This is a genomic window from Desulfovibrio simplex (genome assembly GCF_055387835.1).
Genome location: NZ_AP042377.1, coordinates 3,679,375 through 3,695,020 on the forward strand (window position 1 = coordinate 3,679,375; position 15,646 = coordinate 3,695,020).

Consider the following 15,646-nt stretch of genomic DNA (forward strand, 5'->3'; position numbering starts at 1 on the left):
GTTTCGCAGCATTTTTTAAGGCCTCTTGTGAATGCGGGAGGCCTTTTGCTTACACGGGCACGGCACGAGCGACCGTTCACCCAGAGGAGAAAGCCATGAACGTATTTACTGTTGATCACGATCTGTGCCGCAAGGACGGCATCTGTGCCCTGGTTTGCCCGGTGCATATTATTGATGCTGCGGTGGGCTCGTATCCCACCATGGATAAACACAAGGCCGCCTATTGCATCGGCTGCGGCCAGTGTATGGCCTTTTGTCCCACCCAGGCCTGCGCGGCGCCCGGTCTTGATCGCAAGGACTGTCGGCTCCTGCGCCCCGGGCACATGCCCACGGCGGAGCAGGTTGAAGAGCTTGCGGTGTCTCGCAGGTCTATCCGTAATTTTAAAAACAGGAATATCCCCAGGGAGCAGTTTGAGCGTTTGCTGGCGGCGGCCCGTTTTGCCCCAACGGCCAAAAATGTCCAGAACCTGCGCTGGATCGTGCTTGAATCACGCGAGCAGGTGGTAAGGCTGGCGGAGCTGGTGGTGGACTGGATGCGCCTTTTGCCGCAGGTCGATTCCACCCTGAGTGAAGGCATGCATGCCAGCGGTCTTGTGCGCGCTTGGGATAGGGGAGTTGACGTCATCACCCGCACGGCTCCGCACCTGACGGTGGTGGTTGCTCCCCAGTGGCACTGGGGACGGACGGATTCCGCCATTGCCGCCACCTATCTTGAACTGCTGGCCCACGCGCAGGGCATAGGCTGCTGTTGGGGCGGCTACATCTGCACGGCCTTGGAACACCCGACGGCGCAGCCTGTGCGGGACTTTCTCGGCATTGGGCCGGATGAAATGGCTTACGCCGCGCAGATGATGGGCTATCCGCTTTTCAAGGTCAGGGTAAGCCCCGTACGCAAACAGCCTGATGTCACCTGGAAGTAGGCGGCCTGGCCCGATCTGACGCGCCAACGTATTCCAGCCCGGATCACGCTTGCAGCCTCCCGCCTGTGCGGGGGGCTATTTTTTGGCCCGTACTTTGCAATGATTCTGGCACGGACCACCGGGTCCGGGGAAAAGATGGCCGCGCACCCGCTTCAGCGCGTCTGCCAACCAAGGAGAAGCACATGCAAGCTGGCATGTTTAGCGGACTTTTTGCCGCACTTACTACCGAGCACCGCATGAATTTTGTCGCCAATAATTTGGCGAATGCCAATACGCGCGGCTACAAACGCGACACCGTGGCGTTCAAGGACACCATGATCAGCTATGCCTTTGACGAAATCCGCGAGCCGCTCCTGAACCTCAAGTCAGACCCCCTGTTTCCCGAGCCGCTCAATGCCTCAAGGGTGCGGCTGGCGGTGTCAAAGATAGATTTCGCCCAGGGGTCCATGCAGTATTCGGGCAACCCTCTGGATATGGCCATCAACGGGGAAAACGCCTTTTTCCGCGTGGCCACGCCAACAGGACAATTTTTGACGCGCAACGGAGCCTTCGTGCTGTCTGAAGACGGCACCATAATGACGCCGCAGGGCTATCCGCTACAGGGCCAGGGCGGCGGCAACATCACTATCCCGGCAGGTACGCGCCACATTCAGGTCAGTGGCGACGGACAGGTAATCGCCGATGGCGATGTGATTGGGCAGGTTGCTCTGGTCAATGTGGATAATCCGCAGAATCTTGAAAAAATGGGCAACAATCTTTACCGCCCGCGCCCCAACGTGCAGGTGGCCGAAGGCGACGCCTACCTCGATGGAAGCCGCATTGAACAAGGCTTTACAGAGGCCGCCAATGTCGAGGTGGTGCCCGAGATGGTGAATATGATTGAGGTGCAGCGTCAGTTTGAAGCGTACCAGAAGGTCATGCAGACCTCGGATACGCTGGACCGCGCGGCCACGGAAAAAGTGGGCCGCCGACAGGGTTAGGCATGTTTATTCTGAAAGAGCTCTTACGGCTGCGTGAGCAGACGCTCGCCGTGAAGACGCATGCGTGGTTCATCCGCGCTGGCAAGCGTCGTAACGGGCGTGCCGTAAATTTTGAGAATGCATATTCGCAAAGGTAGTCTGCTCAAGGGCTGACAGCGAAGGCTGAAACAAGGAGAGTTTTCCATGATGCGTTCCCTTTGGACTGGAGCCACCGGCATGGTGGCACAGCAACTCAATATCGACGTCATTTCCAACAACCTGGCCAACGTCAACACGACGGGCTTCAAGAAGAGCCGCGCCGAATTTGAAGACCTCATGTACCAGACCATGCGCATGGCCGGGTCCATAACCGAGGGCGACAACCGTTTGCCGGTGGGCATCCAGGTGGGCATGGGCACGCGCCCCACGGCCGTGCACAAGTTCTTCACTCAGGGCGACTTTCAGAATACCGGCAACACGCTGGACGTGGCCATTGAAGGCGACGGCTTTTTTCAGGTGGATGTGAACGGCGAGCTCATGTACACCCGCGCCGGTTCCTTCAAGCTCAATCAGGACGGCACGGTGGTGACGGCCAATGGCTACATCCTGCAGCCGGAATTTGCCGTGCCCGCGGAAACCAAGAATATTTCCATCTCTTCGTCCGGGCATATTGCCGCGCTCGACGCCCAGGGGCAGGAAATCGCGGGGGCGGAAATTCCGCTGTATACCTTCATCAACTCCGCTGGCCTTGACGCGCGCGGGCGTAACCTCTTCACGCCCACGCAGGCTTCGGGCGATGCGGTGGAAGGCGTGCCCGGCACGGACAACGTTGGCACGCTGGCACAGGGCTTTCTGGAAATGTCCAACGTGGAAGTGGTGGACGAAATGGTCAACATGATTGTTGGCCAGCGCGCCTATGAGGTCAACTCCAAGTCCATCCAGACGTCCGACTCCATGCTTGGCATCGCGGTGCAGCTCAAGCGCAGCTAGGCGGTAGCAGCATCATGAAATTACTGGCGGTACATATATCCACAGCAACGGATGCGGCCGGAGCGGGGCGCAAAGCGCGGCTCGTCAGGCTGGCCTGGTTTGCCGTGTCCGTGTTTTTGCTGGCGCTGACGCTGGCCTGCCTGTGGCGGGCCGGGCCTGTGCTGGCGGCGGGCGGCGTGCCGCAGGCTGTATGGCAGGATAATGACCGCAATCACAGGCGTTCGCCCGCACAGGTGAAAACCCAGCTGCGGCAGCCACAGGTTCGCGCCGGGCAAATGCCCCTGAGCCCCGAAGCCCAGGACGCCAGGGCCGCCAAGACCGGTTCTCAGCTGGCCGCCAACGCTGTGCCCCTGGCTCAGGAAGGGCAGCTGAACATGCTGGGGCAGGGCGACTGGCGGCTCAAGATCGTCTCCGCCGCCGTGACCGGCACCAGCATGGTGCTGCTGGGAGATATAGCCGTGCCCATCGGGCACATGGATCAGGCGCAGTGGGGCGCTTTGCGCGCCACCCCCCTGTGGGAAGCGCCGCCAGAAGAGGGCAAGCCTCTGCAAATCAACCGCTCCCGCTTGTCGCAGGCCTTACGGCAGGCCCTGGGACCCGATGTGGCCGGGCGGTGCATTTTGCCCACGTCTCTCGTGATCCAGCGAGGCGGGCTGGTCTTCAGGGAAGACGATTTGCGCAACTATGTCGTCAAAAGCCTGACTCCCCAGTTGGCGGCCATGCCGGGAGAGGCCGAGCTTACGGATTTCCGTCTGCCGGAATACATTTTTCTTGCCCACAGCCAGCAGCGTGTACAGCTCGAGCCGGGCAAGCTGGCTCCTGGGCGCGTGCCCTTGCGTTTTGCCGTGCAGGAGGCGGACGGTACGGTTCTGCGGCGGGTGGCGGGCACAGCCTCGCTGGCCTTGTGGCTTACCGTGCCCACGGCGGCCCAGTCTATGAACAAGGGCGACGCCCTGACAGCCCAAAGCGTCACCTTTATGCGCGTCAACGCCGGGCAGTTGCGCGACCTGCCCTGGGACGGGCACGGCGGCCCCTGGCAGTTGGCCCGCGCCATCAATGCCGGAGACACAATCCTGCAAAGCGATCTGGCCAATCAGCTTATGGTCAAACGCGGGGATGTCGTCACACTCATATTTTCCAGAGGCAATCTGCGCATCACCACGCAAGCGCAGGCTCTGGGCGACGGCGAACCCGGCGCGACCATTCCGCTGCGAAACTTGCAAACCAAAAAACAGGTCTTCGGCATTGTCAAAAACGGCAATACCGTGGAGATACACTAGGCGTTGCGGCCGCACTGACGGCAAGGCGCGGTTACGAAGGAGAGGAGCATATGCAGGCACGTCATGTCATACCCGTTCTGGCGCTGGTTTTTGCGCTGTGCGCCGCCTGCGGCGGCGGGCCGCGCAAACATCCGGCCTTGCAACCGCCTGTTGTCGATCCGCAGGAATACAGGCAGGAAACCAACGCGGCCAACAACCCCGGCTCGCTTTTTGCGGCCAGTGAGCAGGATACGCTTTTTTCCGACAGCCGCGCGCGCAGGGTAGGGGATATCGTTGTGGTCAAACTGGTGGAAAACACCAAGGCCCAGAACAAGGCTGAAACCACGGCGAAAAAGAACGGCGCAAACGATTATCAGGTGGGCGCGCTCTTCGGGCAGACTTCAAATGGTTTTATTCCCTTTCTGGGGGTAGGCCCCACCAGCAAGGTGGGCATTCCGGCCTTGTCCTCGACATCGGCCAGCGACCTCTCGGCCACGGGTAAAACCAAGCGCGAAAACTACGTCACTACCTCACTGGCGGCTCGCGTCATCCGGGTACTGCCAGGCGGCCTGCTGCAGATCGAAGGCGCGCGTGAAATCCGCGTCAACGAAGAAACAGAGTATATGGTGGTGCGTGGCATGGTTCGCACCAAGGACGTGAGCGCGGACAACAGCGTGCTTTCAACCCAGATCGCCGATGCCAGCATTGAATACTACGGCCGCGGCGTACTGGCCGACAAGCAGAAGCCTGGCTGGTTCACGCGGCTTATGGACAACGTCTGGCCCTTCTAGCCGTAGCGTGGCACTTTGAAATGCCTTGTGGGGGAGGGGCATGAGCGCTGGGCGCTCCGGCAGAACCGCGCCACATTGAAGTGCTTTGTGGGGAAGGGACCCTTTTGTAAAAGGGTCTCCTCCCCCACGCCCCTCCCCCTAAAACCTTTATTATGATTTATTGCATTACGAAGTGTTTTCTGATCTGAAACGAATGTTTCAGGGAGAGCGCTTTCCAGCAGCACACCATCTCAAGGTTTGCGGCCCGCCTGCCACGGTGCTTACGCCTTTACAGCCAACGCCTGCACACACAGCGCCAGCGCATTTCAATGTTGGATTGCTCTGGCGCTGCTTGTTCATAAACGACAATATTTCGGGTCAGCCCGCGTGCCCCCCTCGTCTGTCACGGGCTGTCTTCCGCGTGCTCCTGCTGCCTGTCCACCCTGAAGAGGCTGCCGTGTTTTGGGGCAGAGCGGAGCGGAGCAGGGCAGGGACAGGCGAGTCAGGGGCCTGCAACAGGGTTGAAGTTATTTGATGCCACCGCTCTGCAGCGGCCGACACAGACAGGCCCGGCACACCGGCAGAGCAAGTTTGCCGTAGAGTTGTCGCCTGCGGGCAGACCCCCGGTACACCAGCAGAGCAAGCCTGCGGCTGCATTGTCGCCTGCAATGCGTGCAGGGATATTCCCGGTCAGGCATTGTGTACTCATCCGCAACACCATAATTTTTTTGACTGGTGGGCAAAAAAAGCTTGCCAAGCACGGCCCGTTCGGGTAAATCAATCTTCGCGCCGAAGTGGTGGAATTGGTAGACACGCTAGGTTCAGGGTCTAGTTCTCGCAAGGGAGTGGGAGTTCGAGTCTCCCCTTCGGCACCATAAGAAAAACAACGGGTTAGAAGAAAAAGTCTTTCTTCTGACCCGCTTTTCTTTTTCCCCCACAGCTATTCTCCCCCACTATGCCCCCACCCCTGGAAATTTGTTAAAATTTCTTGGGGCACCCACATGCCGCTGCCCCCACTTTCCGTGGGGGAGACTCTCCGCGCTTGCGGCCCTTCCTTCCCTTGCAAAGCTCCTCCGGGTCATTCGTATCGAATGCCCTGGGGGAGCTTTTTTGTTTTGTCAGTCTCGCTCTCCTTTCACGGTACACGCTCCCTCACAAAAAATTCGGCCCCCTCCCGTGTTCACGGAAGAAGGGCGAAACCTCGCGCTCGTGTGCTTGTGGCTATGTGCCACAGCAGCAGGGGAGCTTGCGTCATGCAGGTGCGGGGTCGTCGTGGGTGGTTCCCACGGCCTGACGAGCCAGCCGCTCGGTCAATCACCTCAGACAAAGGAAATGGATTGAGGAAAGCCAAGGCCTAGAAAGGCGAAAAGCCAATACGTTGGCGCGTATCGGCTTATCAGCAGAGTGAAATCTCTCTTTGCAGTGAGATGACACTAAACCGCAAGGTTCCTCTTTGTCAAGTGCATCGAGTCTGCTTGTTTTTGCTTTTTTTCGGCCTGCCCCTGCTTGGGGGAGGAGAGCGCGACCATGCAGACATTTGCACCACGAGGGAAGATTCACGGCCCGATTTTACCGCAGTTTGTGCTGGAAACCTCTATCAGTTTTGGAGCCAAGGTCATGTATGCCCTGCTGTGCAACTACGCTTCAGACAACGACCATTGCTGGCCTTCGCAGGCCACGCTGGCCGCTCGGCTTTCGTGCAGTGTGAGCAGCGTCAAAAAATATCTGGCCGAACTGGCGGGCATAAAGCTCATCGACGTGCGCCGTGAGCAGTACCGTTCATCGGTCTATTATCTGTTGCAGCCGGAAGCGTTGAACGTGTCCTGCCGAGAAACAGCGGCACCTGTCCGTCATGAGGTAAAGCCTACCTGTCAGCAGCCAGATATTGCCTGCCCACAGCCAAATTCTGGCTACATAAATACTCTTAATAAACAAGAAGAAAGAAATACTCCCCCCTTACCCCCCGTGCAGCCAGTGGTGCCGGGAGTTGTCGCTTCGCCTCCGCGTTCAGCGTTGGGGGGTGTGTCTCTCGCTGATTTTGAAAAGGCTTGGGAGCTTTACCCGCGCAAAGAGGCCAAGGGGCTTGCCCGTTCTGCATGGCTGCACCTCCAGCGTGAGGGGCAGCTACCGCCTCTGGCTCGGATTGAAGCCAGTATCCGGCATTTCATGGCTTCGGAAACCTGGCAGCGCGAACAAGGCCGCTTTGTGCCGCAGATGAGCAACTGGCTTCGTGGGCAACGGTGGTTGGACGATGCTGTGACAGCCGCCGCCAAGGAAGCGGAAGCGGCGCAACGTGCTGCGGACGCGCTCCAAGCCATGCAGCGCAAGGAAGAAGCCCGAAAATCCGCACAGGACAAAGAGCGCGAAGCCTTGCGCCCGTTCTTTGATGCCTTTGCTGAAAAATTTCAGCTCCATGAAAAGCCCTGGATCAGGCCGATGGCTTTTGGCCTGTGGATGCACCTGCACGAGAAACACCGTGCGCCCATGCCTTCTGACGTGCCCGACGACAATCAGCTTGGGATTTCTGACTTTCTGCAAGCCTTCAAGCGGCGCTGCGAAGAAGCGGCATGGCGGAAGCCCGCCGTGCCCGAACCTTGCTTTGTGCTTGGGGCGTTCAACATGCCGCAAGCCAACAAGCCTATGCCCTGCGGTGCCCTCTTGTCGCACCATCCTCTGTTTTCACGACAGCCCGCGCCTTCGGCGCTGGCCAGAGCCATGTGACGTGCAACCCAAGGAGATTTCAGTGAAACGACAATTCATTTTTTGCCTGCTTCCGGCCTTGGCCGTCCTGCTGTGGGGATGCCCGGTCTGGGCGGCGGAACAGCCGCCCGCACCTGCGGCACAGCCTGCCCCTGTCATCGGGCAACAGGGCATTGTCCTGGGGCAGCCGGATGCCCAGCGGCCTCCCGCTGTGGCCTCTCCTACTGCTCCGGCTGTACCGCCCGCGCAAGCTGCGCCGCCTGCGGTCACGGCCACAACCACAAGTGTGCCGTCCCAGGCGGACACCAAAAAGCCGGATGTGCAGAGCCTGTTTGAAGAAAGCCTGCGGCAGATGATGCCGCTGGATGACAGCCAGATTCAGGAATACCGGGAGCGGTCGGATCAGCGTGAACGTGCCTTGTTGCCGGTGTCGCCTGCTTTGGCCTCGCGCACGGCGCGGGTGTCGCTGGAACCGGGGGCTTCGCCGGTCAGGGTCTACACCACGGCCAACATCGCCACCTCGCTGCTGATCCATGATTCCACGGGGCAGCCCTGGCCCATCACCTCCGTGACCAACGGCGGGCCTTCGTTTTTCCAGGTGCTGCGGCCCGAACTGCCGGACGGCAACCTGCTGAACATCACGCCCACGCAGGCCTACGGCACCACAACGCTCGTCGTCACGCTGGAAAAACAGGACATCCCCCTGGTCATTCGGCTGGAATCCGACTCTGTGCGCGGGCCGGAACGCAAGGCGGACGCCCTGGTGCTCTTTCAGATTTCCCAGCATGGCCCACGCGCCAGGGTGCCGGTCATTGAGGACATCAAGGAAACCGTGAACTCCTCCATGCTGGCCTTTCTGGATCATGTGCCGCCAGCAGGGGCCGTGCGGGTACGCATGGAACCCACATTGGACAAGGTGCAAATCTGGAAGCTCGGTGCAAATCACTATATCCGCACGAACCACAGCATGGTGTGGCCTGCCTGGACGGCTGTGGTCAACGGCGCGGGCAACATGAAGTGCTACGAAGCGCCGGTCACGTCACGGATCATGCTGTCTGTGGACGGCAAAATGCAGACCCTGGTGCTGAAAGATGCCGTATCCGCTGAAGGGAAAATGGCAAGCGGCGAGGTGAAGCCATGAGCATCACCAGCACGGAAAAGAAACGCCGTTTCATCATGTTCGCCCTCCTGGGGCTGGCTGTGGCCGCTGTGATCGTGGTGGGTTCCATGATGCTGTTTGCGCCGAAAAAGCCCCCGGCTTCTGCCACGCTGGCTACGGCCCGGACGGATGCCGTCAAAGGGCAGGCAGGCGGCGAAGGTTCGGAGGAATATAACAAAAAGCTGGAAGCCCATGACCAGCAAAAGGCCAACAGTGCCCTTGCCGCTGGCGAGAGCTTTATACCCACGCCGGTGGGTACAAAAACTCCGGCTGTGACCAAGAAAGCAGACACAGCCCCGCCCCCGCCTCCGGTCGCGCCTCCGCGTGTGGCTCCTGTGCAGCCTCCTCGCACGGACAACACCCTGCAAAAGCGCATGATGGAGGATTTGGCGGCGCTGGATGCCAAGTTGTCCTCGGTATCTGTGGAACAGGGGAAAGTCGTCTTTGTGCATGATTTTTCCAAGGACAAGCCGCTTCCTCCTCCTGCCGCCGTTGCCGCTGATGGGGAAACCGTGCCTGCCACGGTGTTGACCCTGCGCCCCGGCGACCTGCTTTACGCCGTCATCGACACGGGCGTGAACTCTGATGTGCCGTCCGCCGTCATGGCCACGGTGGCTTCGGGCAAGCTCAAAAATGCCCGCCTCCTGGGCAAATTTCAGCGTTTTGAGGAACGGCTGGTGCTGGCCTTCTCCAGAGTCATCCTGCCGGACGGCTCGGACGCGCAGATTGAAGGCTACGCCGTTGATCCGGCCACGTCTGAGACTTCGGTGGCTTCTTCGGTGGATACGCATTTCTTCAGCCGCTGGGGCGGACTGGTGGCCTCTGCCTTTCTGGAAGGGCTGTCCAGCGCCAAAAAGTACAGCGGCGCACAAAGCACGGTCTATGGCGGATATGGGGGCGGCATGAACAACCAGGCCACGGATCAAATGGTCTGGAACACTTACAGCCCTGCGGATCAGGCATGGATTGCGGCGGGCAAGGTGGGGGAAAAGGCCGGGAAAATCTTTGAAAAAAATTTCGACCGGCCTCCCACGGTTTACCTCGAAAGCGGCACAGCGGTGGGCATTCTCGTGCTCAACGTGAAGGCCCAGCAAGGGGCGAGGTGACGTATGGAAAACTACGTTGCTGCCGTCATTCCGCACCTGCAACAGTGGTGGCCGGTCATTATCCTGCTGGCCTACCTCGTGGGTATTGGCTTTGCGATGGTGTCTCTTGCCCAGAGCATCAGCCACAAACACCGCTTCAACCGCAGCACCGCCGTATGGACACTGTGGGCTGCCGTTCTTTTGCTGAACATTCCCGCGTTCATGGATTCCCTGTCCATGACTGTCTTCAATCAGACCTCAGAACAGGCTCTCAGCTATTCACCTCCGGCCTCGCCCGGTTCGGTCTACATCCAGTTCGCTGTTTACGGCATCGCCACGGTGGGCGTCATCGGCATCATCCGGGGGCTGTGTCTGCTCAGAGATACGCCCAATCAGGCCATGAATTTCAACCGCTGCATCGTGCATCTGTTCGGCGGCATCATCGCTGTGAATCTCGTCACCTTCCTGCGCGGCATCGGGGCCACGCTGGGCGGGGATGTGCAGACAACCATTGTCAAAATTATTGGATAGTAAGGAGTTTTTTATGAACACACAGTTTTCTCTTGCCTCTGTTTCCCCTGTGCGCATGACCGTGGCAAGCCTGTGCGCCGCCGCTGTATGGCTTTTTGCGCCGGAACTGGCGCAGGCCGCTGTGACCTTTGGCGACATTGGCCACAACGTGGCCGACAGCGCCAAGGGCGTGGCCAAGGGCATTACCGTGACCGGCTTTGCCGCAGGCGCGGGCATGGGGGTTTGGGGTTGTGTGGATATGTACAAGGCCAGCAAAGCGCAGTCGGGCCAGTCGGGCAACTATGCCCCCGGCATCGCCAAGGTGGTTATCGGCGCTCTGGCTTTGGGCATCGGAGAATTTCTCGGTTCCGGTTCGGCCACGCTCTTCGGCTCAGATCAGACCACCGGCCTTGATGAACTCGGTCTTCGTTAACCAGCGCGGTGACAGATGAATTTTTTCAAAAAGAAAAAGCCTCTACCTGACGTGGTGCAGACTGCACCGCCTTTGGAAGCGGCAGAAGCAACAGATACAGCGACTGAGGCAGGCGAAAGCCCGTCTCCTGTCTACAACGCCGAAACCATTATCGGGGGCCTTGGCTGGTATCGTTCGCAGTATCAGCGGGCCATGAAACTGGCCGTGGGCCTGGTGCTCGTGCTCATTGTCAGCATTGCCGTCATTGCGCTGCTCATCGCCAAGCAGCCCACACCGCGCTATTTCGCGGCTACGCCTGACTTGCGCCTTGCACCCCTCATTCCTCTGGATAAGCCCGTGCTCCCCCAGCAGGGTCTTCTGAATTGGGTGACGGAAACCATCAGCAACGCCGTGTCCCTGGATTTTCTGGAATGGCGGGAAAAGCTCTCCAAGACCAGGGAGAACTTTGAAGAGACGGCCTACAAGTCCTTTCTGGCCTCGCTCAAGTCCTCCGGCATTCTGGACATGATTCAGGAAAAGCGGCTGTCCGTGTCCGCCGTGGTCACACGCGCCCCGGTCATCACCGCATCTGGCCTGGTGGGCGGCACGGCCACCTGGAAAGTCGAGTTTCCCCTCATCGTTTCTTACGAATCCAGTCAGGGGGTGGAAAGCACCCAACGCCTCATGGCCACGGTGTTGGTGGCTCGCGCCTCCACCGTGCTCACGCCGCGTGGGGTGGTCATTCAACAAGTGGTGCTCAAGCGGGGGGATTCATGATGTTGGATTCTCTCGTACACGGCATTGACCGTGGTATTCGCGCTCTGTCCGAGACGTTTTACGGCCCGGTGGGCAGTTATTGTATGCTGGAGACTGTGGACAGGGGCGCTCTGGTGGCCGATGACGGCAGTCTGCTCTCCGTGCTGCGGCTGGAAGGGGCGCTCAAACAGGTGGGCGTGGAAGAATACACGACCATCGTGAATGGCCTGACGGAAAAGCTGCAATCCACGCTGTCCCGACCCGGCCACAGCATACAGATTGTCTTTGAGTATGACCCGGAGGCCAGTGGGGAGCGTATCCGTGAAATGCTGCTGCCTTCGCGGCGAACCGCCCAGAATCTCGGCCTGCACATCGGCCCCTTGCTGGAAAATTGGGGCACAGCCCTGCAACGCTACTGCTCGCATGAAGCCTGCTGGCTGGTCTTGTGGACGCGGCCCGGCGTGTTGTCGGAGACATTGCGCAAAAACGCGGTCAAGGAACGCATCGCCTCCATAAGCAAAGCCCCCATGCAGCCCGGCTGTCAGCAGGTTTCCGCCGCCATTGCCGCGCTGCATGACGCGCACAACGGCTTTGTCACCGGTGTACTGGACGCCTTTCGGCAGGCGGAACTTCTGGTGTATCCGCTGACGCCCCATGAAGCCCTGCACGATATTCGCGTGTGCATTGACCCGGAGTTCACCGGCAGAGAATGGCAGGCCCGGATTCCCGGCGATCCTTTGCCGTTGCGCCTGCCTGACCCGGATGCCGCGCCGCCCGCCATGCTCCATAACGTGATCTACCCGGATTTCAAAACGCAACTCTGGCCGCGTGAGGGGCATTTGCTTTCTCGCAGCGCCATCAAGGTGGGGGATCGGGTGTTCGGGCCGCTTATCATGACCCTCATGCCCCAGACGCCCAAGCCCTTTCAGGAGTTTTTCCGGGTGCTCTCACGGCGGGATGAGCGGATGCCGTACCGCGTTTCCTTCCTGCTGGAGCCGGGCGGGCTGCATATGGGCCTGAAGCCGCTGCTGTCCTCCATTCTGGCCTTTGCCAGCTCGGACAACAAACGCTTCAGTAATGCCGTCACAGCCCTGACCGCCCTGGATTTGGAAGGGGTGTGCTGTGTGAAGTTCCGTATCTGCTACTGCACATGGGCAACTATTGGGTCAACCACAGGCGGGCAGACGGAAAAAGAAGCCCACATGCAGCTTCGGCGGCGCATGGCGGAACTGACCAAGGCCATTCAGGGCTGGGGCACCACGGACGTTTCCGAGGCGGTGGGCGATCCGCTGCTGGGACTCACGGCCACAGTGCCCGCCATGATGCCGTCCAGCCCCGCGCCGGTGACGGCGGCTCCCTTGCAGGATGCCATCGGCATGTTGCCGCTGCGCTCGGCTTCCCCCTGGAAGGAAGGCTCGCTCCTGCTGCGCACCCAGGACGGCAAGCTCTTTCCCTTTGCCCCCAACTCGTCGGAGCAGGCGGCGTGGATCGACCTCGGCGTTGCCCCTATGGGGGGCGGCAAGTCGGTGTTCCTCAACGCGCTCAACTTTGCCTTTGTGACGCAGGCCGGGCTTTCGCGCCTGCCGTGGGTCTCCATTATCGACGTGGGGCCGTCCAGTTCCGGCCTGATTACGCTTTTGCAGGAGAATCTGCCGGAGAACAAAAAGCATCTGGCGGCCTACCACCGCCTGCGCATGACGGAAGACTTCGCCATCAATCCCTTTGACACGCCGCTGGGCTGCCGTTACCCGCTGCCTTCGCACACAACCTTTCTGGTCAATCTGCTGACCCTTCTGTGTACGCCTCTTGAAAACACGCCGCCGGACAAGGACGTGCCGGGGCTGGTGCGCCGAGCCATTGAGCTGGCCTACGAGGAACTCTCGGACAAACATCAGCCCCGACTGTATCAGTCCAATGTGCTGCCGGAACTCCATGATCTGTTGCAACGCGAAGACATACGCCTGAACAGCACACCCACCTGGTGGGAAGTGGTGGACGCGCTCTTTGACCGGGGCTTTGTGCATGAAGCCCTTCAGGCGCAACGTTATGCCGTGCCGCTGCTCGGCGACCTCACCACGCAGATCAACCAGAATCAGGGCATTCTCAATACTTACGAGGAGAAAACCCGACGTGAGGCGTGGCGTTCGATTCTCGACGCCATCACTGCCTATGCCGTGCTGAAGGAACCCACGCGCTTTGATTTGGGTGACGCCCAGATTGTCAGCCTTGATCTTGACGAAGTGGCCACACGCGGCGGGCCTGCTGCGGAGCGGCAATCCGCCGTCATGTATATGCTGGCGCGGCATGTGCTGGGGGCGCGGTTTTTCCTCATGCCGGATGACGTGAAGCTCATGCCGGAACGCTATCAGGACTACCACGCCGAACGTATTGAAGCCATTCGGGAAGACCCCAAACGTCTTTGCTACGACGAAGCGCACCGCGTGACTAAAAACACCTCCGTTTCCGGCCAGCTTGAAGCGGACATGACCACAATGGCGCGGGAATCGCGCAAGTGGAATCTCTCCATCGGGCTGTACACGCAGTCCATCGACGACATTCCCGACATCATCACCGAACTGGCTACCACCATCGTGATTCTGGGGGCCGGAACGGACAAAAGCATTGCCGACATGGGCGAACGCTTTGGCCTGAACGGAGCCTGCTGTCACGCTCTTGGTCACTTGGGCAAACCCGGCCCTGCTGGCTCTAACTTGGTTGCCCTGTTCCGCACCGGCGCGGGCAAATCGCAACTGGTGCTCAGTCTGACCATAGGCGGGCAAGCCCTGTGGGCATTCTCCACCACCACGGAAGACGTGGCCATCCGCAATCATCTCTACAAGCGCATGGAACCGGCAGAGGCTTTGCGCCGTCTTGCGGCCCGCTTTCCTGGCGGTTCGGCCAAGTCTGAGGTGGAGCGCCGCCGCCGTCAGGTCACAGACCAGACGGGCGCGGACGATGTGATGGTCAACGTGATTCAGGAAATCGTCAACGAAATAGCCAATGCCCAATCGGGGAGGCCGTTATGAAAACAATGCTTCTTGCTGCGCTGCTCTTGCTGTTGCCCGCGCAAGCCCTGGCTGCCGGGTGCGACTGCGGCTCCATCAACGCCATGATCACAATGGCGAAAATGGAAACCATCCAGACGGTGAACGCCAATGCCACAGCGGAAGCTGCGGCCATTCGCTCGGAAATCCTGCTGGCCGCGCAAAGCATCATCGGCACCATCAAGACCGAAAGCGCCACCATCGTGCGGGCCATCATCAGCCTGAAAGAGAGCAATGCCGCCATGATTAAGGGTCAGGCCACGGCGGGTGAAGCCACGCGCACCGAGGATTTGTACGGCAAGGCGGCGCAACCCTCCGGCCTGTGCGGGGCAACGTCTCTGGGGGCCGGGGTGCAGCTTGGGGCGCAGGCTTCACGGCAGGTGCATCAGGCCATGCGCGGCAAACAGTTGGAGTATTCCAACAGGCCGGACGCCAAGCCAGTGGAATATCTGGGGAGGGTGCTGGACGAAAGCCATCCCTCGGAACAGGAGATGGTGGATTCGCTCTTTCCCCTGGAAGACACCATTACCGACGAGCAGCTCTCGCAGGCCCATGAAGCCATCAAGACTCTGGCCAATCCCCGGCCTCTGCCCGTGGTCACGGAAGCGCAGAAAGCAACCCTCTCCGGTCAGACCTATACCGCCGCCCGCAAAATACATGAGGGGCGGCTGACCGTAGTGATGGACACCCTCAACAACCATGTGGCCGCGCACGCGCCCACGCTGCCGGAAGATGTCGCCGCCTGGGCGAAGAGCCAGTGGCAGGAAGCGGGCGGCAGCGGTACGCCTCCCGGCCTTGTGAACGGCAAGATGTCCGAGGCCGGGCTGTTCAAGCTGCTTAGCCAGATGCGGCTTGGCAACCCCAACTGGTTCAATCAGGTGACGAGCGCCACGGAAGCCGGGTTGCTGCGGGAAATGGTGATGATGCAGGCCATTCAGCTTGAACTCACCCGCAAGAACAACGAACTGCTTGACCGCATGAGCTTCGTCACCGCGCTGGACTATGTGACCCGCATGGACGGCACCACAGGCCAGGAACTCAACGATCTGTATGCCCGCATGGTTGGGGCACAGCAATAGAAA

The 15,646-nt window shown here is 60.0% G+C and carries 13 protein-coding genes and 1 tRNA gene; all 14 read left to right on the forward strand.

Going from position 1 to position 15,646, the window contains the following annotated elements:
• Positions 1–95: 95 nt before the first annotated feature.
• Positions 96–920 carry a nitroreductase family protein gene (locus tag ACZ5DH_RS14975; RefSeq protein ID WP_464255034.1) on the forward strand — a complete coding sequence of 275 codons (825 nt, stop codon included), beginning with the start codon at positions 96–98 and terminating at the stop codon, positions 918–920.
• 182 nt (positions 921–1,102) lie between these two features.
• Positions 1,103–1,900, forward strand: coding sequence for a flagellar hook-basal body protein (locus ACZ5DH_RS14980; protein ID WP_464255035.1), 798 nt, complete (start codon positions 1,103–1,105; stop codon positions 1,898–1,900).
• Positions 1,901–2,083: 183 nt separating this feature from the next.
• Complete coding sequence (flgG, locus tag ACZ5DH_RS14985; RefSeq protein ID WP_464255036.1) at positions 2,084–2,869, forward strand: flagellar basal-body rod protein FlgG; 786 nt, start codon at positions 2,084–2,086, stop codon at positions 2,867–2,869.
• A 14-nt stretch (positions 2,870–2,883) separates the two neighbouring features.
• Positions 2,884–4,149: a flagellar basal body P-ring formation chaperone FlgA gene (gene flgA / locus ACZ5DH_RS14990; RefSeq protein WP_464255037.1), complete on the forward strand. Its 1,266-nt coding sequence runs from the start codon at positions 2,884–2,886 to the stop codon at positions 4,147–4,149.
• Between the two features lie 50 nt (positions 4,150–4,199).
• Entirely contained in the window at positions 4,200–4,919 is a 720-nt protein-coding gene (locus tag ACZ5DH_RS14995; RefSeq protein ID WP_464255038.1) for a flagellar basal body L-ring protein FlgH, read from the forward strand.
• Between the two features lie 767 nt (positions 4,920–5,686).
• Positions 5,687–5,773, forward strand: a tRNA-Leu gene (locus tag ACZ5DH_RS15000).
• A gap of 652 nt (positions 5,774–6,425) precedes the next feature.
• Complete coding sequence (locus tag ACZ5DH_RS15005; protein WP_464255039.1) at positions 6,426–7,619, forward strand: helix-turn-helix domain-containing protein; 1,194 nt, start codon at positions 6,426–6,428, stop codon at positions 7,617–7,619.
• A 22-nt stretch (positions 7,620–7,641) separates the two neighbouring features.
• Positions 7,642–8,739 carry a DotH/IcmK family type IV secretion protein gene (locus tag ACZ5DH_RS15010; RefSeq protein ID WP_464255040.1) on the forward strand — a complete coding sequence of 366 codons (1,098 nt, stop codon included), beginning with the start codon at positions 7,642–7,644 and terminating at the stop codon, positions 8,737–8,739.
• Complete coding sequence (locus ACZ5DH_RS15015; RefSeq protein ID WP_464255041.1) at positions 8,736–9,863, forward strand: DotG/IcmE/VirB10 family type IV secretion system protein; 1,128 nt, start codon at positions 8,736–8,738, stop codon at positions 9,861–9,863. The genes ACZ5DH_RS15010 and ACZ5DH_RS15015 overlap by 4 nt, the downstream gene beginning before the upstream one ends.
• Positions 9,864–9,866: 3 nt before the next feature.
• Positions 9,867–10,373 (forward strand): hypothetical protein, encoded by a 507-nt coding sequence (locus ACZ5DH_RS15020; protein WP_464255042.1) that lies wholly within the window; start codon positions 9,867–9,869, stop codon positions 10,371–10,373.
• Positions 10,374–10,386: 13 nt separating this feature from the next.
• On the forward strand, positions 10,387–10,785 hold the full coding sequence (locus ACZ5DH_RS15025; RefSeq protein WP_464255043.1) for a hypothetical protein: 399 nt from the start codon (positions 10,387–10,389) through the stop codon (positions 10,783–10,785).
• A gap of 15 nt (positions 10,786–10,800) precedes the next feature.
• On the forward strand, positions 10,801–11,541 hold the full coding sequence (locus ACZ5DH_RS15030; protein WP_464255044.1) for a DotI/IcmL/TraM family protein: 741 nt from the start codon (positions 10,801–10,803) through the stop codon (positions 11,539–11,541).
• Positions 11,538–14,546, forward strand: coding sequence for a hypothetical protein (locus tag ACZ5DH_RS15035; RefSeq protein WP_464255045.1), 3,009 nt, complete (start codon positions 11,538–11,540; stop codon positions 14,544–14,546). Before ACZ5DH_RS15030 ends, ACZ5DH_RS15035 begins: the two co-directional genes overlap by 4 nt.
• On the forward strand, positions 14,543–15,643 hold the full coding sequence (locus ACZ5DH_RS15040) for a hypothetical protein (RefSeq protein ID WP_464255046.1): 1,101 nt from the start codon (positions 14,543–14,545) through the stop codon (positions 15,641–15,643). The genes ACZ5DH_RS15035 and ACZ5DH_RS15040 overlap by 4 nt, the downstream gene beginning before the upstream one ends.
• Positions 15,644–15,646: the final 3 nt, after the last annotated feature.

What these genes read in the sequence shown, in the direction of transcription:
- ACZ5DH_RS14975 (WP_464255034.1), top strand. Translation starts at nt 96, where the DNA reads ATGAACGTATTTACTGTTGATCACGATCTGTGCCGCAAGGACGGCATC.
- ACZ5DH_RS14980 (WP_464255035.1), top strand. Translation starts at nt 1,103, where the DNA reads ATGCAAGCTGGCATGTTTAGCGGACTTTTTGCCGCACTTACTACCGAG.
- flgG (WP_464255036.1), top strand. Translation starts at nt 2,084, where the DNA reads ATGATGCGTTCCCTTTGGACTGGAGCCACCGGCATGGTGGCACAGCAA.
- flgA (WP_464255037.1), top strand. Translation starts at nt 2,884, where the DNA reads ATGAAATTACTGGCGGTACATATATCCACAGCAACGGATGCGGCCGGA.
- ACZ5DH_RS14995 (WP_464255038.1), top strand. Translation starts at nt 4,200, where the DNA reads ATGCAGGCACGTCATGTCATACCCGTTCTGGCGCTGGTTTTTGCGCTG.
- ACZ5DH_RS15005 (WP_464255039.1), top strand. Translation starts at nt 6,426, where the DNA reads ATGCAGACATTTGCACCACGAGGGAAGATTCACGGCCCGATTTTACCG.
- ACZ5DH_RS15015 (WP_464255041.1), top strand. Translation starts at nt 8,736, where the DNA reads ATGAGCATCACCAGCACGGAAAAGAAACGCCGTTTCATCATGTTCGCC.
- ACZ5DH_RS15020 (WP_464255042.1), top strand. Translation starts at nt 9,867, where the DNA reads ATGGAAAACTACGTTGCTGCCGTCATTCCGCACCTGCAACAGTGGTGG.
- ACZ5DH_RS15025 (WP_464255043.1), top strand. Translation starts at nt 10,387, where the DNA reads ATGAACACACAGTTTTCTCTTGCCTCTGTTTCCCCTGTGCGCATGACC.
- ACZ5DH_RS15030 (WP_464255044.1), top strand. Translation starts at nt 10,801, where the DNA reads ATGAATTTTTTCAAAAAGAAAAAGCCTCTACCTGACGTGGTGCAGACT.
- ACZ5DH_RS15035 (WP_464255045.1), top strand. Translation starts at nt 11,538, where the DNA reads ATGATGTTGGATTCTCTCGTACACGGCATTGACCGTGGTATTCGCGCT.
- ACZ5DH_RS15040 (WP_464255046.1), top strand. Translation starts at nt 14,543, where the DNA reads ATGAAAACAATGCTTCTTGCTGCGCTGCTCTTGCTGTTGCCCGCGCAA.